20 protein-coding genes and 1 pseudogene are annotated in these 24,196 nt (G+C 28.7%); 11 read left to right on the top strand and 10 right to left on the bottom strand.

Translation table 11 applies throughout. The features are described 5' to 3' along the window. Nucleotides 1–62 precede the first annotated feature (62 nt). Genes MHL31_RS00530 through MHL31_RS00520 form a run of 3 tightly spaced genes read left to right on the top strand, consistent with a single transcriptional unit; the run spans nucleotide 63 to nucleotide 3,487 of the window. The gene (locus tag MHL31_RS00530; protein WP_240227140.1) at nucleotides 63–707 is read left to right on the top strand and encodes a TetR family transcriptional regulator C-terminal domain-containing protein; all 645 of its coding nucleotides are present in this window, start codon (nucleotides 63–65) and stop codon (nucleotides 705–707) included. Nucleotides 708–712: 5 nt separating this feature from the next. Continuing rightward, complete coding sequence (locus MHL31_RS00525; RefSeq protein WP_240227139.1) at nucleotides 713–2,026, top strand: AarF/ABC1/UbiB kinase family protein; 1,314 nt, start codon at nucleotides 713–715, stop codon at nucleotides 2,024–2,026. Nucleotides 2,027–2,062: 36 nt separating this feature from the next. Further along, the gene (locus MHL31_RS00520) at nucleotides 2,063–3,487 is read left to right on the top strand and encodes an SDR family oxidoreductase (RefSeq protein WP_240227138.1); all 1,425 of its coding nucleotides are present in this window, start codon (nucleotides 2,063–2,065) and stop codon (nucleotides 3,485–3,487) included. A 1-nt stretch (nucleotide 3,488) separates the two neighbouring features. On the opposite strand, the gene MHL31_RS00515 is transcribed toward MHL31_RS00520, so the two are convergent. The 7 genes from MHL31_RS00515 to MHL31_RS00485 are packed head-to-tail and all read right to left on the bottom strand — an operon-like array spanning nucleotide 3,489 to nucleotide 9,684. Continuing rightward, entirely contained in the window at nucleotides 3,489–4,772 is a 1,284-nt protein-coding gene (locus MHL31_RS00515; RefSeq protein WP_240228923.1) for a deoxyribodipyrimidine photo-lyase, read from the bottom strand. Between the two features lie 3 nt (nucleotides 4,773–4,775). Next, the gene (locus MHL31_RS00510; RefSeq protein ID WP_240227137.1) at nucleotides 4,776–5,468 is read right to left on the bottom strand and encodes a lycopene cyclase domain-containing protein; all 693 of its coding nucleotides are present in this window, start codon (nucleotides 5,466–5,468) and stop codon (nucleotides 4,776–4,778) included. Further along, on the bottom strand, nucleotides 5,465–5,905 hold the full coding sequence (locus tag MHL31_RS00505) for a sterol desaturase family protein (RefSeq protein WP_240227136.1): 441 nt from the start codon (nucleotides 5,903–5,905) through the stop codon (nucleotides 5,465–5,467). Before MHL31_RS00505 ends, MHL31_RS00510 begins: the two co-directional genes overlap by 4 nt. Beyond that, nucleotides 5,902–6,402, bottom strand: a complete 501-nt coding sequence (locus tag MHL31_RS00500; RefSeq protein WP_240227135.1) for a hypothetical protein — start codon at nucleotides 6,400–6,402, stop codon at nucleotides 5,902–5,904. The genes MHL31_RS00505 and MHL31_RS00500 overlap by 4 nt, the downstream gene beginning before the upstream one ends. Then, a complete protein-coding gene (locus tag MHL31_RS00495; RefSeq protein ID WP_240227134.1) occupies nucleotides 6,402–7,241 on the bottom strand; it encodes a phytoene/squalene synthase family protein in 840 nt (279 codons plus the stop codon). The genes MHL31_RS00500 and MHL31_RS00495 overlap by 1 nt, the downstream gene beginning before the upstream one ends. Before the next feature lie 34 nt (nucleotides 7,242–7,275). Beyond that, a complete protein-coding gene (locus tag MHL31_RS00490; protein ID WP_240227133.1) occupies nucleotides 7,276–8,751 on the bottom strand; it encodes an NAD(P)/FAD-dependent oxidoreductase in 1,476 nt (491 codons plus the stop codon). A 33-nt stretch (nucleotides 8,752–8,784) separates the two neighbouring features. Next, a complete protein-coding gene (locus MHL31_RS00485) occupies nucleotides 8,785–9,684 on the bottom strand; it encodes a MerR family transcriptional regulator (RefSeq protein ID WP_240227132.1) in 900 nt (299 codons plus the stop codon). 117 nt (nucleotides 9,685–9,801) lie between these two features. On the opposite strand from MHL31_RS00485, the gene MHL31_RS00480 reads away from it, so the two are divergent. Further along, a complete protein-coding gene (locus MHL31_RS00480) occupies nucleotides 9,802–10,239 on the top strand; it encodes a DUF4405 domain-containing protein (protein ID WP_240227131.1) in 438 nt (145 codons plus the stop codon). 70 nt (nucleotides 10,240–10,309) lie between these two features. Here the strand turns inward: MHL31_RS00480 and carB are convergent, their stop codons facing one another. Together carB and rpmH are read right to left on the bottom strand one after the other, a co-directional pair. Next, nucleotides 10,310–13,162, bottom strand: coding sequence for a carbamoyl-phosphate synthase large subunit (gene carB / locus MHL31_RS00475; protein WP_240227130.1), 2,853 nt, complete (start codon nucleotides 13,160–13,162; stop codon nucleotides 10,310–10,312). Nucleotides 13,163–13,304: 142 nt separating this feature from the next. Continuing rightward, the gene (gene rpmH, locus MHL31_RS00470) at nucleotides 13,305–13,466 is read right to left on the bottom strand and encodes a 50S ribosomal protein L34 (protein WP_240227129.1); all 162 of its coding nucleotides are present in this window, start codon (nucleotides 13,464–13,466) and stop codon (nucleotides 13,305–13,307) included. Between the two features lie 468 nt (nucleotides 13,467–13,934). Here rpmH and aqpZ point away from each other — a divergent pair. The 7 genes and pseudogenes from aqpZ to MHL31_RS00435 form a co-directional block, all read left to right on the top strand. Next, nucleotides 13,935–14,627, top strand: a pseudogene (gene aqpZ, locus MHL31_RS00465) (aquaporin Z); the annotation flags it as partial. Nucleotides 14,628–14,922: 295 nt separating this feature from the next. Beyond that, nucleotides 14,923–16,566: an alpha-glucan family phosphorylase gene (gene glgP, locus MHL31_RS00460; RefSeq protein WP_240227127.1), complete on the top strand. Its 1,644-nt coding sequence runs from the start codon at nucleotides 14,923–14,925 to the stop codon at nucleotides 16,564–16,566. A 228-nt stretch (nucleotides 16,567–16,794) separates the two neighbouring features. Next, a complete protein-coding gene (locus MHL31_RS00455; RefSeq protein WP_240227126.1) occupies nucleotides 16,795–18,408 on the top strand; it encodes a CTP synthase in 1,614 nt (537 codons plus the stop codon). 109 nt (nucleotides 18,409–18,517) lie between these two features. Next, nucleotides 18,518–20,410, top strand: a complete 1,893-nt coding sequence (gene yidC, locus MHL31_RS00450) for a membrane protein insertase YidC (RefSeq protein ID WP_240227125.1) — start codon at nucleotides 18,518–18,520, stop codon at nucleotides 20,408–20,410. A gap of 89 nt (nucleotides 20,411–20,499) precedes the next feature. Continuing rightward, entirely contained in the window at nucleotides 20,500–20,946 is a 447-nt protein-coding gene (locus tag MHL31_RS00445; protein ID WP_240227124.1) for a hypothetical protein, read from the top strand. 325 nt (nucleotides 20,947–21,271) lie between these two features. Then, nucleotides 21,272–21,715, top strand: coding sequence for a hypothetical protein (locus tag MHL31_RS00440; protein WP_240227123.1), 444 nt, complete (start codon nucleotides 21,272–21,274; stop codon nucleotides 21,713–21,715). Nucleotides 21,716–21,778: 63 nt separating this feature from the next. Next, nucleotides 21,779–23,212, top strand: coding sequence for a bifunctional UDP-sugar hydrolase/5'-nucleotidase (locus MHL31_RS00435; RefSeq protein ID WP_240227122.1), 1,434 nt, complete (start codon nucleotides 21,779–21,781; stop codon nucleotides 23,210–23,212). Between the two features lie 20 nt (nucleotides 23,213–23,232). Here MHL31_RS00435 and MHL31_RS00430 read toward each other — a convergent pair whose 3' ends face one another. After that, a complete protein-coding gene (locus MHL31_RS00430) occupies nucleotides 23,233–24,183 on the bottom strand; it encodes a phosphoribosylaminoimidazolesuccinocarboxamide synthase (protein WP_240227121.1) in 951 nt (316 codons plus the stop codon). Nucleotides 24,184–24,196 lie beyond the last annotated feature (13 nt).

The following is a 24,196-nucleotide window of genomic DNA, read 5'->3' as shown; positions in this document are numbered from 1 at the left end:
AGTTTGTTTAATTGATTATTTTTGTTTAATTTGTATAAATATATATTAAACAAAATAACATTATGAAACATACAAAACAATTAAAATCATCAGATATTATAAGTTTCTACATAGATTATGTTTTAAAAAACAATTCAAAACCTTCATCAGTTTATGTATTTACCAAAGAAAACAATTTTGAAGAAACGCTCTTCTATCAGTATTTCGGATCGTTTGAAGCTATCGAAAATGCAATTTTCAATACATTTTTTGAAAACACTATTACTACATTAGATAAAAGCACCGATTACCAAACATTTAATGCTCGCAACAAACTATTAAGCTTCTATTATACATTTTTTGAAAACTTAACCGCAAACAGAAGCTATGTTGTTGCAACATTACATTCTAAAAAGTTAGATTTAAAAAAAATAAACGCGCTATCTAGCTTAAAAACAAGTTTTACAAATTATATAGATACACCTATTGATTTAAAACAAAAAAACATTGTTCAAATTCAACAGAAAAGTATTAAAGAAACTGCTTGGCTACAGCTATTAATTACCTTAAAATTTTGGTTAGACGACAGTTCAGCAAATTTTGAAAAAACAGACATTTTTATAGAAAAATCAGTGAATACAAGCTTTGATTTGATCGACTCAACTCCTTTAAAAAGTATTATAGATTTTGGGAAGTTTTTATACAAAGAAAAAATGAACATAAACTAAACACTATGCTAAAAACTATTGATACAATTCCAGTTTCTAAAATTCAAAGAGCCACCAAACTAGTACAAACTGGTGCAAAAGTTGGTGTAAATTATCTAAAATACTATGGCGACAAGCTAGTAAACACAGAAGATGAAGCTAAAGAAAAATTAAATAAAAATAATGCTGCAGATATTTACGATGGATTAAAAAAATTAAAAGGTAGCGCCTTAAAAGTTGCTCAAATGTTGAGTATGGAAAAAAGCGTTTTACCACAAGCGTATGTAGAAAAATTTTCGCTATCTCAATTTTCTGTCCCGCCACTTTCTGCACCATTAGTTGTAAAAACCTTTAAAAAATACTTTGGAAAAGCTCCAAACGAGATTTTTGACACCTTTAATGCAAATTCTGTAAATGCTGCAAGTATAGGACAAGTACATAAAGCGGAAAAAGACGGCAAACAGTTAGCTGTTAAAATTCAATACCCAGGTATTGCAAATAGTATTTCTAGCGATTTAACCATGGTAAAACCTATTGCCATTAGTATGTTTAATATTAAAGGTAAAGATTCTGATAAATATTTTAAAGAAGTTGAAGATAAACTAATTGAAGAAACCAACTATTTAATTGAAATTAAGCAAAGTAAAGAGGTTTCAGAAGCGTGCAAACACATCCCTAACTTGTACTTTCCAAATTATTATTCAGAATATTCTTCGGAAAGAATTATTACAATGGACTGGATGCAAGGTGAGCATTTATCTGAATTTACTACACACAATACCAATGTAGAAAATTCGAATAAATTAGGCCAAGCATTGTGGGATTTTTATATATACCAAATTCATAAATTAAAAAAAGTGCACGCAGATCCGCATCCTGGAAATTTTTTAATTTCAGAAAATGCAGATTTAATTGCCTTAGATTTTGGCTGCATGAAAACCATACCAAACGATTTTTACGTTCCTTATTTTGAATTGGCTAAAAAAGAAAACATAAACAATCCTGAAATTTTCAATCAAAAACTATTTGAATTAGAGATTTTAAAAGAAGATGATTCTCCTGAAGAATTAGCGTTTTTCACAGCAATGTTTCACGATATGTTGAGTTTATTTACACAACCTTTTCACCAAGAAGTTTTTGATTTTTCAAACCCAAACTTCTTTAAACAAATAGCTGAATTAGGCGAACGTTATTCTAAAAGCACAGAACTTAAAAAAATGAACGGCAATAGAGGTTCTAAACACTTTATTTATATAAATAGAACGTTTTTTGGATTATACAATCTTATGTTCGATTTAAAAGCAACTAAAGTTTACATTAATAATTTCAACAAATTATAACAGTACGTTTTAAACATTTAACAACCTTAAAAATAAATGAAAATTCTAGTTACAGGAGCAACCGGCTATATTGGAAAACGATTAATTCCCCTACTATTAAACGATGGACATACTATTGTTTGCACTGTACGTGATAAAAATAGAACCCCAATTAACTTTTTAAATGAAAAAAGAATAGAAATTGTAGAAGTAGATTTTTTAAAATCCGAAACTTTTAATAATATACCTAAAGATATTGACACCGCTTATTATTTAATTCACTCAATGTCAAATTCTTCAACAGAATTTCATACACTTGAGGAAAGATGTGCTCAAAATTTTAAAAACTATATTGAAACAACTGCTACAAAACAGGTAATTTATTTAAGTGGAATTACCAACGACACCAAATTATCTAAACATTTATTATCTCGTAAAAATGTTGAAAACAGGTTAGCTTCAAACAATTATGCATTAACCACTTTTAAAGCAGGAATTATTGTAGGTTCGGGTAGTTCTTCTTTTGAAATAATTAGAGATTTAGTTGAAAAACTACCATTTATGATCACTCCAAAATGGCTCAACACCAAAACGCAGCCCATTGCTATTAGAGATGTTTTAGCTTTTTTACAAAGAGCTATTGGCAAAAAAGAATTATATAATAAATCATTCGATATTTTTGGTCCAGAAATATTGACTTATAAAGAAATGCTTTTACAATTTGCCGAGATTAGAGGTTTAAAAAGACGTATTATTACTGTTCCTTTAATGACTCCAAAATTATCATCGTATTGGCTATATTTTGTTACTTCAACTTCTTATAAACTTGCTGCTAGCTTGGTTAACAGTATGGGAATAGAAATTATTGGAAAGCCTAGCAACATTTATCAATTGTTAAAAGTACAACCAATTTCGTACAAGGAAGCAGTAGAAAATGCTTTTGTTAAAATTGAACAAAATAGCATTGTATCTAGCTGGAAAGATTCTTTTATAAGCAGCGCTTTAGAAAGTGATTTACATAAACATATTAATGTACCAACATACGGTTGTTTTACAGATAAAAAACAACGTATTTTAAAAAATGAAAACTTTACACTAGATAAAATTTGGGCTATTGGCGGAAAAAATGGCTGGTATTACGGTACTTTTTTATGGAAACTACGTGGTTATATCGATTTGATTTTTGGTGGTATCGGTTTAAGACGCGGACGTACACATCCTACCAAATTAAACAATGGAGATTCGTTAGATTTTTGGCGTGTAATTTACGTCAATAAAGAAGCAAAAAAACTATTGTTATATGCCGAAATGAAACTACCAGGAGAAGCTTGGTTAGAGTTTAAAATTGAAGATAATATACTTTACCAAACTGCAACTTTTAGACCACAAGGAATTGCCGGACGCTTGTATTGGTATGCGGTTACACCATTTCATTGGTTTGTCTTTAATGGAATGATTTCAAAACTAGCAAAATCTAGTTAACTTATTGTATTAAAGACTTTTTTACAACCTCTAAATAACGCAAGCGAGCAAATTTATGCTCAACAATTTCAGGAATATTTTTATAATTCGGGTTCCATTTTTTGATGTATTTAAAATCTGGATCAAATTTTTGTTGTTGTGTTGTTGGATTAAAAACTCTAAAATATGGAGCAGAATCACAACCTGTTCCTGCAACCCATTGCCAATTTCCATTGTTCGCCGCCAAATCGTAATCCAATAATTTTTCAGCAAAATAAGCTTCTCCCCAACGCCAATCTATTAACAAATGTTTATTTAAAAAACTGGCAACAATCATTCTAACTCTGTTGTGCATATAACCCGTTTGGTTTAATTCTCGCATTCCAGCATCTACAATTGGATATCCCGTTTTTCCTTCGCACCACAATTTAAACTCTTCTTCGTTATTTCGCCAAGGAATAAAATTGTATTTCGATTTAAAATTTTCGCTCACTACTTTTGGAAAGTGATACAAAATTTGCATAAAAAATTCACGCCAAATAAGTTCGTTACAGTAGGTTTCGTTTTTAGCTTGTGCATATTTAAATAATTTACGCGCACTTATCAACCCAAACCTTAAATACACCGAATTATTAGAAGTAGCAACTGTTGGTAAATCTCTAAAATTTTGATAATCTAAAATTGCATTTTTGTTAATTGGTCTTACTTTTATACTGCTTTCAGTAAAACCAATATCATTTATTGTAGGAAAATTGAAGTTAGCTTTTAAAAAATTTTCTTTATAATTTTCTGAAGGAAATAATTTTAGTTCTTGCGAATGGTATAAATTCCACCATTTATTTTTATAAGGTGTATACACTGTATATGGTTTTCCATCAGCTTTTAAAACCTCATCTTCTTCAAAAATAACCTGATCTTTATAAGAATGCACTTCAATATTATTTTCAATACATAAATTAGTTATTTCAGCATCTCTTTTAATTGCATACGGCTCATAATCCTTATTAAAAAACACTTTTTTAATATTGAAATTATTTAGAAGTGCTTTCCAAACAGCTGTAACTTCTCCTTTTTTCACGTATAATGAAGAATTTTCCTCAACTAAATCTTTATGTATACTACTTAACGTTTGGTGAATAAAATTTACACGAGCATCATTTTTTGGCAATTCATTTAAAATGGCTTCATCAAAAATAAAAATTGGAAGTACTGGGTATTCCGAGTTTAAAGCGTGGTACAAACCTATATTATCCTGTAACCTTAAATCTCTTCGAAACCAAAAAATAGCAATTTCTTGTTTATTAATCATTTACTTTTTATTAAAAATAGGTTTAAATTTTTCAATTAACACCGTTGCCCCATACAACATACTAAATGCATAAAAAGCATCTTCAACAGGAACAGTTCCTAATCTAATTCTTAAATTTTCTGCATTGTTATACCAAACAACTTGATCTTCAATAAAACTTCCTGTTAGCAGTCCGTTTACAATAAAAAATGGGATTAAAACCACTAAAAAAGTAATGTAAAACGATTTTAAAATGGTATCGTTACTAACTAAAGCATATACTAAAAGTAATGCGAAAAATGAAAAATTAACTAATGTGTACCATTTATCGTAATTAAAATACACAATTACAAGTGCAGAAATTAACAAACCAATAGTTATTAATTTTGTAAGCTTTTGCGGCAATGCTAGCTTCGGAAAAAAATACAATAAAGCATAGTGTGTAAAAATACTTGCATACGGAATACAAAAAAAGAAAAGTACTTCTTCAAAAGGTAAATTAGCTATTGTTGAACCTAATAAATAAGTTGAATTAAACCCCCAAACACCAATATTTGTAAACCAAACATCCCAAATTAAAAATGGAACAGCAACAATTGTTATGGCTAAAAATACAGATTTCCAATATTGGATAAATCGCATTTTTTTTTCAAAACTATATAAAAATGGAATTGATAATGAAGCTATATTTATTATAAAATATAAGGCTGTCATACTTTAAAATATTTAAAAGGAACGAATAACATACCAAAACATTCTCCTTCTTCTTTTCCTAAATGTTTATGATGAACTTTATGAGCTTTACGCAAGCCAATTAAGTACTTATTTCTTGTTTTATTAAACCATTTAAAACGCCTGTGAATTAGAACATCGTGCACTAAAAAATAAGCCATTCCGTAGAACATTATTCCTAATCCAATAAAAAACAAATAATTTAGACCACCTTCTACACCAAAATAAAACAAAGCAATACTAGGCATGGCAAAAATAACAAAAAACACATCGTTTCGCTCAAACCAACTTTGATATCGTGGCTGGTGATGGTCCTCGTGAAAATACCATAAAAAACCGTGCATAACATACTTATGCGTCAACCAAGTCACACACTCCATCAATAAAAAAGTAGCTATTGTAATTAGGGCAAATATCATAATTCATTTAGCATTTGATTGATTTTATTTTTTTCAATTTCACTTAAATTATCTACTAATAACATGGTTTTTAACATTCTAGTTTTAAAACTTTCACTTAAATTTAAACCTAATAAGTTATTACTAATAATTTTAAAATCTTCTTCAAGGTGTTTATTATAACCTAAAAAATCAGGAATTTGTTTTTGCATTAAAAAACGTATATACCTAACTTCAACAATTGATGGGTTTTCTAATATAGTTTTATCCAATTGCTTTTTTCCTTGCTTAAAATATTTAAATTTTGAAAATGGATTTTTAGCAAAGCGTGATTTCATTAAAACCATTGCGGCATAATAACCTTGAGCTTCAGCAGAATTATCACCTTCTAAATTAGTCATAAACTTTTCTGCTTGCTCTAAAGATACAATATTGGGGAATTGATTTCTGACATCATTAAGCCGTGATTCCGCATTAAATGACACTAAAAAAAACACAATTACCCCTAAATATTTCATTATAACATATTTAACTTAAAAACTACAAAAGATTTAGCTAATAAACTAATTTTTATAGGGTTAGAAACTCGAATCCTAGTATTTAAAATTTCTTTAGAAGGTGTATTTTTAAGTTTAAACAATAACCTTTTATAATAAACATACGCTGTATACACACCAAATTTAGCTTCTAAAGGCAATTTTTTTATACCGATTAAAGCTTCATTAAAGTCAGCTTCAATATCTGCAATTATTTCAGCTTTTTCATCAGCAGTTAGTTCTTTTAAGTTTACACCTGGAAAATACGAACGATTTAACAACTCATAATCATCTTTTAGATCACGCAAAAAATTAACTTTCTGAAAAGCGGAACCTAATTTCATTGCAGAAAATTTTAATTCATCGTACTTTTCAACATCTCCATTTACAAAAACTTTCAAACACATTAACCCTACAACATCAGCTGAACCATAAATATATTCATTATATTCTTCAACAGTATTATAGGTTTCTTTTTTTAAATCTGCTTTCATACTTTTCAAAAACGATTGAATTAAATCGTCTGTAATATTGTATTTTTTTACTGTAAGCTGAAAACAATTTAAAATTGGATTTAAACTAATATTATCACTATATGCTTTATAATAATTTGCTTCAAATTCATTTAACAACGCTCCTTTTTTATAAGAGTGAAATGAATCTACAATTTCATCAGCAAAACGAACAAATGCATAAATACTATGTATTGCCTCTCTAATTTTTGGAGATAACATATACACTGCAAGCGAAAATGAAGTACTGTAATTTTTAGTCACTATTTTACTACACCTAAATGAGGTTTCATCATATAATTGTTTCATGTTATAGTTATTTTAGTTAGTATTAGTTTAATATTTAATTATTTATAACCATATCTGAAACAATTTTTCCAGAAATTATAGCTGGCGGTACACCTGGACCTGGAACGGTCAGTTGTCCTGTAAAGTATAAATTTTTTACTTTTTTACTTTTAATTTTAGGTCTTAAAAATGCAGTTTGAAACAAAGTATTTGCCAATCCGTATGCATTTCCTTTATATGAATTATAATCTTCTTTAAAATCGTTTACACAATACGATTCTTTAAAAATTACACTTTCAAACAAATCTTGTCCTGTTAACTTTTCCATACGTACTATAATTTTTTTAAAGTACTCTTCTCTAATTTCTGGAATATCGTCTAAACCAGGTGCTAAAGGAATTAAAAAAGTAGCAGCTTCTTGAGAATCCGGTGCAAAACTTGCATCAGTAATACTAGAAAAACTTGCATAAAAAAGCGGCTCTTTTGGCCATTTTGGCGTATCGTAAATATCTATTGCATGCGTATCAAAACTAGTATCAAAAAACAGGGTATGATGCGCAACATTCTTAATTTTTTTATTAAAACCTACATAAAAAAGCAATGCTGATGGTGCAAATGTTTTTTTATTCCAAAATTGTTGTGAATAAACTCTATTATTTACATCTAAAAGTGTTTCAGTATGTTGATAATCCGCGCCACTTATAACAATATTTGCTTTAATAAAGTTATTATTTGAAATAACACCTTTAACACTTCCTTCTTCAACTATAATTTTTTCAACATTCTGATTTACTTTAATTTTAACACCCAAATCTTCTGCTAACTTAACAAAACCATTTACTACTTCATACATACCTCCTTTTGGATGCCAGGTTCCTAAACCAAAATCAGCATAATTCATAAAGTTATAAAAACTTGGTGTATTTGAAGGCTTAGCACCCAAAAATAATACCGGAAATTCTAATATCTGTTGAAGTTTTGAACTTTTAATTTTTTTTCGAACCGTTGAAGTTATAGATGTAAAAAACTGATTTACCTTAGACAAGGTAGTAAAATTTATCAATTCCGTAATCGACTCTCCTGGTTTGTAAACCAAATCATTAATTGCAACTTCATAATTAAATTTTGCTGAATTTAAAAAAGTTTTTAAATGCTTAGAACTCCCCTTTTCCTCTTTCTCAAACACACTATAAATTTCGTTTAATGTACCTGGAATAGTAATTGAATCCTCTTTACCAAAATAAACTTGATAAGCTGGAGTTAATCTTTCTAGTTGATAATAATCTGAAGGTTTTTTATTAAAATCGTTAAAAAACTTTTCAAAAACGTCGGGCATCCAATACCAAGTTGGCCCCATATCAAACTTAAATCCGTCTTTTTCAAATTTTCTAGCTCTACCTCCAATTGTTTTGTTTTTCTCTAAAATCGTAACATTATACCCTGCTTTTGCTAGATAACAAGCAGAAGAAAGTGACGAAAACCCTGAACCTATAATTAAAATATCTCTCATTTGTTCAACAAATATAATCATTTATTAAACAAAAACAAGTTTGTTTACTGTTTTTTACAATTCTTTTAACAAAAAATCCATGTTTTCAAAAGTTTTTACATTTAAAAATGTAATTTCATTTTCAATTTCATTCAATTTTCTTCCCAATAACCAAAGCTCACTATTTGTATCTAACAACACTTTAGAATTGACTTCTTCTATATATTCTTCAAGTGTCACCCTTGAAGGTTCAACGGTTAAATAACTAATAAAACAAATATTATTATACACTTTTTGAATATCGTTTAAATTATCAACTGGAACACTTTGACCTAGATAAATTGATTGATACCCATGCAATAACAACTCAAAATGCAAATACAACAAACCGAGTTCATGAATTTCATTCATTGGAAGATACAAAACAAACACCTTATCATAATTTGTTGGAGACGAAAGCTGCAACCTTTCTATATTGATATGAATTTTTTGCTTAACCAAATTTGATATAAAATGCTCATGCGCAGGAGTTATAGAATTTACTTGCCACAAAAGCCCTATTTCATTTAAAAATGGCAAGAAAACATCTTTAAAAACTGTTCGAAGAGATGATTGCGCTATTAAATTATTATAAGTAACATTAAACAAATTTTCATCGAAATTAAGCATCGAAAGCTTTAAAGAATTTGAAGCTTGGGTATCTACACCATTTTTAGCAACAATTTCTCTAACACAAGCTTTTAGTTTTGAATCAGGTAATGCCGCTATTTTTGATATTTTTAAACCATTTGCATTTAAAAGCGCAACATTTAATAACTTCTGTAAGTTATTAATATTATAATATCGAATATTAGATTCTGATCTATTTGGCTTTAAAATATTATATCTTTTTTCCCAAATTCTAATTGTATGCGCTTTAATTCCCGAGAAGTTCTCAAGATCTTTAATCGTAAATTCTGACTTTATATTGTTCAATGTAATTTTATTTTGTTTAAACAAATATACGTCTTAAATTTATTAAAACAAAATACCACTTTAAATTAAACTATTTTACTTGAACAATGTCAAACTAATGTTCTAAGTAATATAATTATGAAAATTAAAAAACCAACACTAAATTTTATCATTAATGCTTTTATGTTTTTTTGTTTATGCGCAATAACAAGCACCGGCTTATTAATTAAATACAGACTAGTATCTGGACAAGAGCAAATTATTAAATACGGAAATAAAGTTCAACTTTCACTATTTGGAATGGACAGACATGACTGGGGAGAAATTCACCTTATAATTGGATATATTTTAATTGGGTTACTTCTTTTACACATTATTTTACACTGGAAAATTACTCTAAATGTTTATAAAAAATTATATCAAAAGAAACCAGCTATTAGACTTATCATTTTTCCCTTCATTATTATCTGTTTTTTAATTATTATAATTCCACTTATTGCAAATGTTAATACAATTAAATTAAAAAATAACACTAAAATTGAAAGATTACACTTACACCAAAAGCATAAAAATTAATAAATCTATTGTATAAAAAAACCTTTACTTCTTATAAGTAAAGGCTTTTTTAATATTATTTTTAGATAATCTATTTATTTAAATACATTTTTCTACGAGAATATAATTCATAGAATTGATCATCTTTTAAACCATCAATAAATAAAATACTTTCACCTGTCGATTTCATTTCAGGTCCTAATTTTTTATCTACATTAGGAAATTTATTAAATGAGAATACTGGTTGTTTTATAGCAAAACCTTCTAGTTTAGGAGTAAAATTAAAGTCTTTAACTTTTTTATCGCCCAACATAACTTTTGTAGCATAATTAACATAAGGTTCTTGGTATGCTTTTGCTATAAATGGCACTGTTCTAGAAGCTCTAGGATTTGCTTCAATTATATAAACAATATCATCTTTAACAGCAAACTGTATATTTATTAAACCAACGGTTTTTAAAGCTAAAGCAATTTTTTTAGTATGATCTTTAATTTGTTGCATTACAAATTCACCTAGATTAAAAGGCGGTAATGTTGCATTTGAATCTCCTGAATGCACTCCACAAGGCTCAATATGTTCCATTATACCAATAATGTAAACATCTTCACCATCACAAATTGCGTCAGCTTCAGCCTCAACTGCACCATCTAAATAATGATCTAATAACAACATATTATTAGGAATACTTCTTAATAAAGATACAACGTGTTTTTCTAGTTCTTCTTTATTAATTACAATTTTCATTCCTTGACCTCCTAAAACATAAGAAGGACGTACTAAAATTGGAAAATCTAAATTATCAGCAATTGCAGAAGCTTCATCAGCTGTATTTGCAGTACCATACTTAGGGAATGGAATATCTAAATCAACCAACAATTCAGAAAAACGCTTTCTATCTTCTGCTAAATCTAAGGCTTCAAAACTAGTTCCTATAATTTTAACTCCCCATTTTTCCAGTTTCTCAGCTAATTTTAATGCTGTTTGCCCACCTAACTGCACTATAACACCTTCAGGTTTTTCTAACTCAATAATATCATAAATATGCTCCCAAAATACTGGCTCGAAGTATAATTTATCTGCAGTATCAAAGTCTGTTGAAACAGTTTCCGGATTACAATTAATCATAATTGTTTCGTAACCAGCTTCTTTTGCTGCTAATACTCCGTGAACACAACAGTAATCAAACTCAATTCCTTGTCCAATTCTATTCGGACCAGAACCCAATACAATTATTTTCTTTTTATCTGTTACAACACTCTCATTATCTGCTTTTTTAACTCCATCTGGAGCTATCATTTTATTCTCAAAAGTAGAATAATAATAAGGTGTTTGAGCGCTAAATTCAGCAGCACAAGTATCAACTAATTTATAAACACGATTAATATCTAATTCGGTACGTTTTGCCTTTACTTCACTTTCTAAACAACCTAACATATGCGCTATTTGTCTATCAGCAAATCCTTTTTGTTTAGCTTCCAACAATAACTCATAAGATAATGTTGTTAACTTATTTGTTGATATTTCATTCTCTAAAGCCAATAATTCTTCATATTGCTTTAAGTACCACATATCAATTTTTGTAATTTCGTGAATTCTGCTTAAAGGAATTCCCATTTGAATTGCATCATAAATTACAAAAACCCTATCCCAACTTGCGTAGGTTAATTTTTGAATAATGGTATCGTAATTTTTTTCTCCCTTTCCATCTGCACCTAAACCATTACGTTTAATTTCTAGAGATTGCGTTGCTTTATGCAATGCTTCTTGGAACGAGCGTCCGATACCCATAACCTCACCTACAGATTTCATTTGCAAACCAAGTGTACGATCACTTCCTTCAAATTTATCAAAATTCCAACGTGGTATTTTTACAATTACATAATCTAATGTAGGTTCAAATAACGCTGAAGTAGTTTTAGTAATTTGATTATCTAATTCATCTAAATGATAACCAATTGCTAATTTTGCCGCTATTTTTGCAATAGGATAACCTGTTGCTTTAGACGCTAATGCTGATGAACGTGAAACACGTGGATTTATTTCAATTGCAATAATATCTTCTTTTTCATCTGGACTAACAGCAAACTGCACATTACATCCACCTGCAAAATCTCCAATTGAACGCATCATATGTATTGCCATATCACGCATTTTTTGAAAAGTAGTATCACTTAATGTCATTGCAGGAGCTACTGTAATTGAATCTCCAGTATGAATACCCATTGGATCCATATTTTCGATAGTACAAATAATAACCACATTATCGTTACTATCTCTCAACAACTCTAGCTCATATTCTTTCCAACCTAGTAAAGCTTTATCTATAATAACTTCGTGGATTGGTGAAGCCTCTAAACCTCTACTTAATAAATCGTCAAAATCTTCTTTATCATATACTATTGAAGCTCCAAAACCTCCTAAGGTAAATGAAGGACGAATTACCAAAGGAAATCCGTATTCTTGAGCAATTTCTTTACCTTTTAAAAAAGATGTTGCTGTTGTAGAAGGTGCCTGCCCTACTCCAATATCAATCATTAATTTTCTAAACTGCTCTCTATCTTCAGTTATATTAATAGCATCAATATCAACACCAATTAATTCTACATTAAAATCCTTCCAAATTCCTTTTTCATCAGCTTCAATACATAAATTTAATGCAGTTTGCCCTCCCATTGTTGGCAACACCGCATCTATATTTGGATGTATTTTTAAAATCTCTATAATAGATTTTGTAGTTAATGGTTTTAAATAAACATTATCGGCTAAAGATGGATCTGTCATAATCGTTGCCGGATTTGAGTTTATTAGAGTAACTTCAATTCCTTCTTCTTTTAACGACCTAATCGCCTGTGAACCAGAATAATCAAACTCACATGCTTGGCCTATAATTATTGGCCCAGATCCAATAATCAAAATTGATTTAATGTTTTTATTTTTTGGCATTTGTCAATATAAATTAATAATTTGGTAAATATCTATAAAATTAGTTTTCTAAAAAAAAATAGTTTTTAAAACTTATTAAAAGGTCATAAAAAAAGGTGTTACTAAAAAAAAGTAACACCTTATATATAAAACTATTGTTTCATTATTTCTTAGGTCTTGAATCAGAAGAAACACTTAATCTTTTTCTCCCTTTAGCTCTTCTTCTTGCTAAAACTTTTCTACCAGTTGCAGAAGCCATACGCTCTCTAAACCCGTGCTTGTTTCTTCTCTTTCTCTTTGAAGGCTGAAATGTTCTTTTACTCATTACAAATATCTTTAAAAATCGTGTTTCTTATTTTCTTAATTCACTTTAAGAAGATGTCTTCTTGAAAGCGTTGGCAAATATACAAATCCTTTTGTGTTTGACAAATAGATTTCGAAAAAAAATAAAAAATTATAATTTTAAATTATAATTTATAAAAGTTATCACTATTAGTTCCTAGAAAATCAACCTTTTAAAGTCTCCAGATTTAGAACAAAAAATTCAATTATTTATTAATAATACTTCAAATTTTAAACATCTATAACATTCCCTTTAACAATTTAGCACTACTTTTAAACTTACTTAGCTTAATTTTAAAAAAACACATACAACTAAATTAAAAAATTTAATAAATAGTACATAACCCTATAAAAACTAATTAACTATATTTTTAAATTTCCCTCTATATATTACACTTAAATAAATTATATTTGAACTACTAACCCTATTAATTAATTTAAAACTTTATTATTTATGAAAAAATTAGTAGCAGAATTTATTGGAACAGCTTGGTTAGTACTGGGCGGATGTGGTAGTGCAGTTTTCGCTGCTGCATTTCCAGATTTAGGAATTGGATTTGCAGGCGTAGCTTTAGCTTTTGGTTTAACAGTAGTAACTATGGCTTATGCTATTGGCCATATTTCTGGTTGCCATTTAAACCCTGCAGTTTCTATTGGCTTATGGGCTGGAGGTCGTTTTGATAAAAAAGAATTACTCCCTTACATTGCAGCGCAAGTATTAGGTGGTATTGCTGGAGCTGGTATTATTTATTTAATCTTATCTGGAAAACCAGGTTTTGACATTGGTGGGTTTGCCGCAAATGGATATGGAGAACATTCTCCTGGTGGTTATAGCTTACAAGCAGCACTTATTACTGAAGTAGTTATGACATTTATGTTTTTAATAATTATACTGGGTGCAACACACTCAAAAGCTCCAAAATATTTAGCTGGATTAGCAATTGGTTTAGGATTAACACTGATCCATTTAATAAGCATACCAATTACAAATACTTCTGTAAACCCAGCAAGAAGTACTAGTCAAGCAATTTTTGTTGGCGACTGGGCATTAAGTCAGTTATGGTTATTCTGGTTAGCACCAATTGTAGGAGCAATTCTAGCAGGATTAATTTACAAATTCATTTCACCAGAAACAAAGGAATAAAAAATTAATAACTTACAATAGTTTAAAGCTATCTCTACTATCAATCAATAGTTAAGATAGCTTTTTTAAATTTTAACACCTTAGATTCTAACCAATCTACCCTAAATAATTAAACTTAAATCACTTATTTAAAGCAATATAAATTCAAAACATATTCTAAATTAACCTCACGTCTTATTTTTTCAAAAAAAAAGCCTCAAACCCTCTAAAACATACATAAATAAGATAATATAGCATATATTTTAAATGATTCAAATACCTATTTTTGCAATAAAATTTCTAAAAAAATTAATTTATGATTAATGAATATAGCAAATGGCATCATCCATACAAGCCAGCAAAAAAATATGATAAAAAAGTAGCATATTTTAGTATGGAATTCGGGATTCACCAAGCTTTAAAAATATACTCAGGTGGATTGGGATTTTTAGCTGGTTCTCATATGCGTTCAGCTTACGAGTTAAAACAAAATATGATTGGTATTGGAATGCTATGGAAATATGGATATTACGACCAAGGAAGAAACGAAGACAGAACATTAAGAACTGATTTTATTGAAAAAACATATAATTTTTTAGAAGATACAGGAATTGAAGTTGAAGTACCTCTACACGATAATCCAAGTGTAAAAGTTAGAGCTTATATTTTAAAACCTGAAATTTTTGGTTGTGTACCTATGTATCTTTTAAGTACAGATGTTGAAGGTAATGACCATTTATCAAGAACAATAACAAATCACCTATACGATTCAAATGAACTTACCAGAGTATCTCAAAGTATTATTTTAGGTATTGGAGGTGCTAAAGTAGTTGAAGCTTTAGGCGGAGCTGACATGTATCATTTAAACGAAGGACACGCATTACCTGCGTTCTATTATTTAAGAGATAAAGGTGCTACGAAAAAACAATTTGCATTTACAACACATACTCCAGAAAAAGCAGGAAACGAAGAACGTGATGCTAGACATTTAAATAGATGTGGATTTTTTGGTAGAACACTTTCTGAAGAAGAATTAAGAGTTGAAATGGTAAATGACGGTATGATTAATTATACTGTTTCGGCATTAAGAATGGCTAATAAATCTAATGCAGTATCTAAACTACACGCAGTAGTTTCTAACGATATGTGGAAAGGTTTTGAAGGAATCAACAAAATTATTCCAATTACTAATGCTCAAAATCAAAAATTTTGGCAAGACGAAGAAATAAAAAGTGCATTTCAAAAGAAAAGCGCTAAAAAATTTAAAACGCGTAAAACAACACTTAAAAATGAATTGTTTGATGTTGTTTTAAATCAAACGCAAAAAAGATTTGATCCAGATGTATTAACAATTGTTTGGGCAAGACGTTTTGCAGGATACAAAAGAGCTGATATATTTCTATACGATCTTGAGCGTTTTGAAAAACTACTTTCAAACGAAAAATATCCTGTACAAATAATTTGGGCTGGAAAACCTTATCCAAAAGATTATTATGCTATTGATATTTTTAATCATTTGGTAAACTTCTCAAAAAACAGAAAAAACCTAGCCGTTTTAACTGGTTATGAAATTGATTTATCTAAACAACTTAAATGTGGTTCAGATATTTGGTTAAATACTCCAAGAATTACGCGTGAAGCTTCTGGAACAAGTGGTATGACAGCTGCATTTAACGGTTCAATAAATGTTTCGATTAACGATGGTTGGATTCCAGAATTTGAAAAAAATGGAGAGAATTGTTTTGTATTACCTGAATTAGATTATAAAAAACCTGTTTGGGAACAAGACGATGAAGATTGTGCAAATCTTTTTGACATACTTGAAAAGAAAGTACTACCAACATATTATGACAAGCCTAAAAAATGGCAAGAAATTGTGTTCAATAGTATTGGAGATGTAATTCCTGAATTTACTAGCAACAGAATGGCTAAAGAATACTACGAAGAACTTTATAGTTAATTGTAGTTAATCTTATAAAACTTTTTAAGAGACTGTCTGAAAATTATTTTTTTAGACAGTCTCTTTTTTGTGTTTTAACTAAAATACTTCATATTTTAAAACCTAAAATACCCAATATTAAATAGTAGATACCTAACACTTAATACCTGATATAAGTTTCTAACTTTTTTATCATTTACCTTTTGTAAACTAAAATAGAGTTAGTACTTTTGCCCAAACCTAAGAATAATGAAAAATACCAAATATGTTTTTGTAACAGGAGGCGTAACTTCTTCTCTTGGAAAAGGAATTATAGCAGCTTCTTTAGCAAAATTATTACAATCTAGAGGCTACTCTGTTACTATTCAAAAACTTGACCCATACATTAATATAGATCCTGGAACTTTAAATCCATACGAACATGGAGAATGCTACGTAACTGATGATGGAGCTGAAACAGATTTAGATTTAGGACATTACGAGCGTTTTTTAAATATCCCTACCTCGCAATCTAACAATGTAACAACAGGTAGAATTTACCAATCTGTAATAAACAAAGAACGAAAAGGTGAATTTTTAGGTAAAACTGTACAAGTAATTCCACATATTACAGATGAAATTAAACACAGAATTCAAATTTTAGGTAACACAGGAGATTATGATATTGTTATTACCGAAATTGGAGGTACTGTTGGTGATATTGAGTCGCTTCCTTATGTAGAATCTGTACGTCAATTATTATGGGAATTAGGTCATGAAAATGCTATTGTAATTCATTTAACATTAATTCCATATTTAGCTGCTGCAGGTGAATTAAAAACAAAACCTACACAACATTCAGTTAAAATGTTAATGCAAAGTGGTGTTAGCCCAGATATTTTAGTTTGCAGAACTGAGCATGATATTTCTGAATCTATAAAAAACAAATTAGCATTATTCTGTAATGTTAAAAAAGAAGATGTTATTCAATCTATTGATGCAGAAACAATTTACGATGTTCCTAACTTAATGCTTGAAGAAGGTTTAGACAAAGTGGTACTTAAAAAATTACAATTACCAGATGATAAACAACCAGATTTAAACATATGGAATGCCTTTTTAAATAAGTTTAAAAACCCTAAACATATTGTTGAAATTGGTCTTATTGGAAAATATGTTGAATTGCATGATGCTTACAAATCAATAACTGAAGCGTTTATTCATGCGGGAGCTCAAAATGAAATTCAAGTGAATATAAACTGGATTCATTCTGAAGATTTAACAATTGAAAATGTACCAAATCAATTAAAAAATTTAAACGGAATTTTAGTAGCTCCTGGTTTTGGTGAACGCGGTATTGAAGGTAAAGTAGATGCTGTACGTTATGCTAGAGAAAACAACATTCCTTTCTTAGGAATTTGCTTAGGAATGCAAATGGCTGTTATTGAATTTTCAAGAAATGTTTTAGGTATAAAAGATGCTAATTCTGTTGAAATGGATAGTGAAACACCAAATCCAGTTATAGACATAATGGAAGAACAAAAAAGTATTACCGATTATGGAGGAACTATGCGTTTAGGTGCTTGGGATTGTAACTTAAAAGAAGGCAGTAAAATTAGAAATATCTATAAAAAAGAATTAATTAGCGAACGCCATAGACATAGATACGAGTTTAATGATACTTATTTAAAACAAGTAGAAACTGCAGGAATGATTGCTACTGGTACAAATCCAAAAACAAATTTAGTTGAGGTTATTGAAATACCTTCACATCCATGGTTTGTTGGAGTACAATACCATCCAGAGTATAAAAGTACGGTATTAAATCCACATCCTTTATTTATTGATTTTACAAAAGCAGCTTTGGAACATTCTTTGAGTTAATATATAACCATTAATAAAAACTAGTTATTAACGTTACTTTTAGTACTTTTGTCGGGCTTTTTAAACTTTTTCAAAAAAGCAAATGACAAATTGACATTTAATTATACACATGGAAGAAAAAAAATTCGATTTTAATTCACTAATAGGTTTTGTGCTTCTTGGAGCTATTATGTTATGGTGGATGTGGAGCAATCAACCAACTCCTGAAGAAATTGCAGCTCAAGAAAAAGCTGCAACAGAAAAAGTTGAAGCAGCTAAAGCTGATACTAATACAACAACTTATAATAATTCAACCGAAAATGCACTGCAAAGTACAGATTCCTTAACATTAGCTAAAGCAAAAAGCCAATTAGGGAGTTTTGGGTATTCTACTACTGTTTCAGAAGGTAGCACAATTCTAGAAAACAATGTACTTAAATTAACAATATCTAACAAAGGAGGACAAATTAAAGAAGCATTAATTAAAGATTATGTTACTTATGATTCGCTACCTTTATATATTGTAAAAGATCAGAATGCTTCTTTTAATATTAATTTTGGAACTTCAGATAACAGAACATTAAACACAAAAGATTTAATGTTTGAACCAACATTAACAAAAAACGGTTCTAATCAGGTGCTTTCAATGAAATTAAAAGTTTCGGATTCTGAGTATTTAGAATATAGATATGAAATTAAACCAGATGAATATATGGTTGATTTCAACATTAAATCTCAAGGTTTAAGTAATTCAATAAATTCAGCACAACAAATTACACTAGATTGGAATTTAGATGGTTTTAGTCACGAAAAAAGTATTCGTTACGAAAATCAACAAACAGAATTATACTACGAAAAAGAAGATGAAGATATTGATTACCTATCTATAGGCGGTGAAGATGATGCAGAAGAATCTGACGTAAATTGGGTAGCCTTTAAACAGCATTTCTTTTCAGCTATTTTAATTACTGATAAAGCATTTGACAATGCAAAATTAACATCAGTTACTTTAACTAAAGACGAAGAAATTGACACTGTTTTTACCAAAGCTTTTGCTTTAAAAACACCTTTAGTACTAGATGCTGGGGAGTTTAATTACAATATGGACTGGTATATTGGACCAAACGATTATCAAATCTTAAAAAAATACGACAGAAATATAAAAGAAGTTGTAAATCTTGGTTGGGGAATTTTTGGTTATATAAACCGCTTAGTTTTTGTGCCAGTATTTAATTTCCTACAAGGTTTTATAGGTAATTATGGTATTATAATTATTTTACTAACTATAGTTGTTAGAATTATAATGTCTCCACTAGTATATAAATCTTACCTGTCGAGTGCTAAAATGAAGGTTTTAAAGCCTGAAATGGAAGAAATTAACAAGCGTTTACCTGGAAAAGAAAACGCAATGAAACGTCAACAAGAAACAATGGCGGTACAAAGTAAAGCCGGTGTTAGTCCATTGTCGGGTTGTATTCCTGCATTATTACAAATGCCAGTATTCTTTGCCTTGTTTAGGTTCTTCCCTTCAAACATAGACTTACGTCAAAAAGGTTTTTTATGGGCAGATGATTTATCATCGTACGATTCTGTATTTGAACTTCCATTTCATATACCAATGTACGGATCTCACATTAGTTTATTTCCAATATTAGCATCTGTAGCCATTTTCTTTTATATGAGAATGAGTCAAAGCCAACAAATGAATATGCAACAGCCTACACAAGAAGGAATGCCTGATATGCAAAAAATGATGAAAATGATGATGTATCTTTCTCCTGTAATGATGCTAATCTTCTTTAATATGTATGCTAGTAGTTTAAGTTTATACTATTTTGTTTCTAACTTATTAACCATAACAATTATGTTAGTTATTAAGAATTATATTATAGATGAAGAAAAAATTCATGCTAAAATTGAAGAAAATAAAAAGAAACCTAAAAAAGAAGGAAAGTTTAGAAAACGCTTAAATGAAGCTATGAAACAAGCTCAAGAGCAACAAGCTAAACAAAAGAAAAAATAAACAAAAATATCTATTAAATTATAAGTCCCTTTGTTGTTTCAAAGGGACTTTTTTTTATATTTACATCTACAAACCCCAACCCCATAATAATGCCATTAAAAAGCAATTATAAAATATTACTTAACTATAATCTTATTGTTGAATATCACGAAGACGCTCTAGACATCAATTCTTATAGAGACTTTAAAACAAAGTTAATTGAAGACCCTTTATATTCAAAACACTTAAATTATATAATAAATTTTAAAAATGTTGATTTTAATATATCTTCTAATGATATTGATTCATATGTAGAACATTTAAAACAAATACCTAAAATTTTAAGTGAAAAAAAACTTGCTTTTATAACAAGAACTCCTAACCAAATTGTACCTGCCACTTTATACAAAATGAAACAAAATGAGTTAAACCAAAAAGTAGAAATTTTTTCAACTTATGAAAGCGCATTAGATTGGCTAAACATTGATTTAACTCCAGAAAATCTTGATATTGTATATAAAGAATTAAAAAAAATAAATGCACAAAAATCGTATTAACACATTTTAAAATTTTAGTAAATTAAAATGCATTTATAATTTACAATTAATTAAGACTTTATTTATAAATAATACAGTTCTAAAAGCTTCAATCTTCTTAAATTTATCCAGATTAGGTTTCAATTTTTCAAATACACCTTACACTGAATCTTCCTGAATAAAGGCTACATAATATTAAACAATATTTAATAATAAAGAAATAAAAACAATAAGCTAAATAGCAAATGAAACAATAAAACTTACCATTTGTTAAGTTATAAGTCCTTTTGTTTTTTCAAATCTACTTTTTTTCTACTTTTATCGATTGTAATCCCAAAAATATAATATGGCTCCTTTAAAAAGCACATATAAAATTATTAATAATCTCAACATAATTTTAGAATACCATAGCGGTAATTTAGATGTTGATTCCTATATTAAATTTAAACAAAAAGTATTTAGTGATAAAAATTTTAAACCTGGACTTAACCACCTTATACATTTTAAAAATATAACTTTTATTTATCCAGATAAAAATTTAAAACTATTTGTAGATTTTATTAAAAGTAATACTTCAGTATTAGGAAAAAGAAAAATAGCCTTTATTACTAGTACACCAAACCATGTAGTAACAACAACAATTTACGATACATTACTTGCTGATAACAGCCAACAAATTTCCGTATTTTCTACTAACAATAGTGCTCTAAACTGGTTAATACAGTCACCTTTAGACATCAATAATTTAATTGAAGTACTTAAAGATATGAAAAAAGAAGTTAAAGCTTAAACAACTCAAAGTTTAAAATAAGCCAAGAGCTTCATCATATTTTTACACAACTCCCCTAATTTTATGAAATACATCTTTAAATACGCTTTAATTACAATAACTACTATTTTTATTATTTCTTCTTGTTCTAAAAAACATAATACTAAAATAACAACTTCAGAAAGTAGCTTAAAAAAACTAACTATATTTCATATAAACGACCAACACGGACAATTAACTAATTTTGCTAAAATAAAAGATATTGTAACCAAAGCTAAAAAAGAAACTAATGTTTTATTAGTATGTAGTGGCGACATTTTTTCCGGAAATCCTGTTGTAGATAATCATCCTGAAAAAGGATTTCCAATGATAGACTTAATGAATAAAACTGGTTTTGATATTTCTGTAATCGGAAATCATGAGTTTGATTATGGAGAATCAATTTTAAAAGATCGTTTTAACCAATCTCAATTTGAATGGATTTGCGCTAATGTTACTATGGATAATAGTGAAATTCCTCAACCAAATGCTTATAAAACTATTTTAATTAATGATTTAAAAGTTACTTTTTTAGGCTTGGTAGAAACCAACGGTAAAGAAGACGACATTATACCGTCAACACATCCTTGGAGAGTTCAAAATTTAACGTTTGAAAAATATCAAAACGTAATTTCTAACTATGCTCAGCTAAAAGAAACTGAAGACTCCGATTTATATGTTGCATTAACACATTTAGGTAAATCGTCAGATTATAATATTGCTAATAATTATCCTTATTTTGATTTAATTATTGGAGGTCATTCACACTCTAAACTAGAAACAGAAATCAATAATATTCCAATATACCAAGCAGGTGCTAACTTAAGTTATCTTGGGAAAATTGAATTAGAAATTGAAAATAAAGCAATAAAAAACACCACCTATACACTAATTGAATTAGATACTTACCAAGACTACGATAGTTCTATTAAAGAAATAATAGATACTTATAATGTAAACGCAAATTTAGACGAAGTAATTGGCTTTTCAGAAGCTTACCACAACAATTCAAGTGTTGGTAGTTTTTATACAGATGCTTTAAGAATACAAATGGGTGTTGATATTACTTTTCAAAACACAGGTGGTATTAGAAATAGTTTAAACGAAGGTGATATTTTAAAAAATGAAATTTATAGTATAGATCCTTTTAACAATGGAAGTGTAACATACACAATGAGTATTTCTGAAATAAAAAACTTTTTAAAAAATAGTAAAGCCGCAATTTATTATTCAGGTGTTTATATAACGCAAGAAGACAATACCATTATTATTAAAAATAAAGAGTATCAGACTTTAAGTGATAACGAACTAGTAACCATTGGATTAAACGACTATATCCCTGCCGTTTACGACACTTACTTTACAAAACAGCCTATATACCTTCCAAATACAACGGCCGAAACTTTAATAAATTTTTTAGAAAGCACTACAACTCCAATAAATTATACACAAGTAAATAGTTACTTTAAATATGAATAAATTTTAACCTCCGTTAATTATTATTTATTTAAAAAAGCTAAAACATTTTGCTCAATTCTTTCAGAAATATTACTCACATCCGATTTTACAAAAGTTTCACCAGTAATATTTTCGTACAATTCAATATATCTTTCTGAAATTTCTTGAATTTTTTCATCACTCATTTCAGGAACTTTTTGACCTTCTAAACCTTGAAAACCATTTGTAATTAACCATTGACGTACAAACTCTTTAGACAATTGTTTTTGAGCCTCTCCTCTACTTTGTCTTTCTTTATAACCTTCAGCATAAAAGTAACGTGAAGAATCTGGTGTATGAATTTCATCAATTAATAAAATTTTCCCATCCTTTGTTTTACCAAATTCGTATTTTGTATCTACTAAAATCAAACCTCTTTCAGCTGCAATTTCAGTTCCTCTTTTAAACAATGCACGCGTATATTTTTCTAAAACTTCATAATCTTCTTTAGAAACTATTCCTTTAGAAATTATATCTTCTTTAGAAATATCTTCATCGTGATCACCATCTTCTGCTTTAGTTGCTGGTGTAATTATTGGTTCAGGAAATTTATCATTTTCTTTCAATCCTTCTGGCATTGGCACACCACAAAGTACTCTTTTACCAGCTTTGTATTCTCTAGCAGCATGACCAGACATATAGCCTCTAATTACCATTTCTACTTTAAAAGGCTCACATAAATGACCAATAGCAACATTAGGATCTGGAATATCAACAATCCAATTAGGAACAATGTCTTTAGTTAAATCCATCATTTTTGAAGCAATCTGATTCAATATTTGCCCTTTATATGGAATTTGTTTTGGCATTACAACATCAAATGCAGAAAGTCTATCTGAAGCAATCATAACTAAAATTTCATCATTAATATTATAAACTTCTCTAACTTTTCCTTTATAATAAGATTTTTGCTTAGGAAAATTATATGCTGTAGTATTAATTGTATTGCTCATTGTATTATTATTT

The organism is Lutibacter sp. A80 (genome assembly GCF_022429645.1).
GTDB lineage: Bacteria > Bacteroidota > Bacteroidia > Flavobacteriales > Flavobacteriaceae > Lutibacter.
This window is presented reverse-complemented; position numbering and strand designations above follow the sequence as displayed.

Excerpts from the sequence above, each read along its gene's own strand:
- MHL31_RS00530 (WP_240227140.1), top strand. The coding sequence starts at position 63 with ATGAAACATACAAAACAATTAAAATCATCAGATATTATAAGTTTCTAC.
- MHL31_RS00525 (WP_240227139.1), top strand. The coding sequence starts at position 713 with ATGCTAAAAACTATTGATACAATTCCAGTTTCTAAAATTCAAAGAGCC.
- MHL31_RS00520 (WP_240227138.1), top strand. The coding sequence starts at position 2,063 with ATGAAAATTCTAGTTACAGGAGCAACCGGCTATATTGGAAAACGATTA.
- MHL31_RS00510 (WP_240227137.1), bottom strand. The coding sequence starts at position 5,468 with ATGACAGCCTTATATTTTATAATAAATATAGCTTCATTATCAATTCCA.
- MHL31_RS00505 (WP_240227136.1), bottom strand. The coding sequence starts at position 5,905 with ATGATATTTGCCCTAATTACAATAGCTACTTTTTTATTGATGGAGTGT.
- MHL31_RS00500 (WP_240227135.1), bottom strand. The coding sequence starts at position 6,402 with ATGAAATATTTAGGGGTAATTGTGTTTTTTTTAGTGTCATTTAATGCG.
- MHL31_RS00495 (WP_240227134.1), bottom strand. The coding sequence starts at position 7,241 with ATGAAACAATTATATGATGAAACCTCATTTAGGTGTAGTAAAATAGTG.
- MHL31_RS00490 (WP_240227133.1), bottom strand. The coding sequence starts at position 8,751 with ATGATTATATTTGTTGAACAAATGAGAGATATTTTAATTATAGGTTCA.
- MHL31_RS00480 (WP_240227131.1), top strand. The coding sequence starts at position 9,802 with ATGAAAATTAAAAAACCAACACTAAATTTTATCATTAATGCTTTTATG.
- carB (WP_240227130.1), bottom strand. The coding sequence starts at position 13,162 with ATGCCAAAAAATAAAAACATTAAATCAATTTTGATTATTGGATCTGGG.
- rpmH (WP_240227129.1), bottom strand. The coding sequence starts at position 13,466 with ATGAGTAAAAGAACATTTCAGCCTTCAAAGAGAAAGAGAAGAAACAAG.
- glgP (WP_240227127.1), top strand. The coding sequence starts at position 14,923 with ATGATTAATGAATATAGCAAATGGCATCATCCATACAAGCCAGCAAAA.
- MHL31_RS00455 (WP_240227126.1), top strand. The coding sequence starts at position 16,795 with ATGAAAAATACCAAATATGTTTTTGTAACAGGAGGCGTAACTTCTTCT.
- yidC (WP_240227125.1), top strand. The coding sequence starts at position 18,518 with ATGGAAGAAAAAAAATTCGATTTTAATTCACTAATAGGTTTTGTGCTT.
- MHL31_RS00445 (WP_240227124.1), top strand. The coding sequence starts at position 20,500 with ATGCCATTAAAAAGCAATTATAAAATATTACTTAACTATAATCTTATT.
- MHL31_RS00440 (WP_240227123.1), top strand. The coding sequence starts at position 21,272 with ATGGCTCCTTTAAAAAGCACATATAAAATTATTAATAATCTCAACATA.
- MHL31_RS00435 (WP_240227122.1), top strand. The coding sequence starts at position 21,779 with ATGAAATACATCTTTAAATACGCTTTAATTACAATAACTACTATTTTT.
- MHL31_RS00430 (WP_240227121.1), bottom strand. The coding sequence starts at position 24,183 with ATGAGCAATACAATTAATACTACAGCATATAATTTTCCTAAGCAAAAA.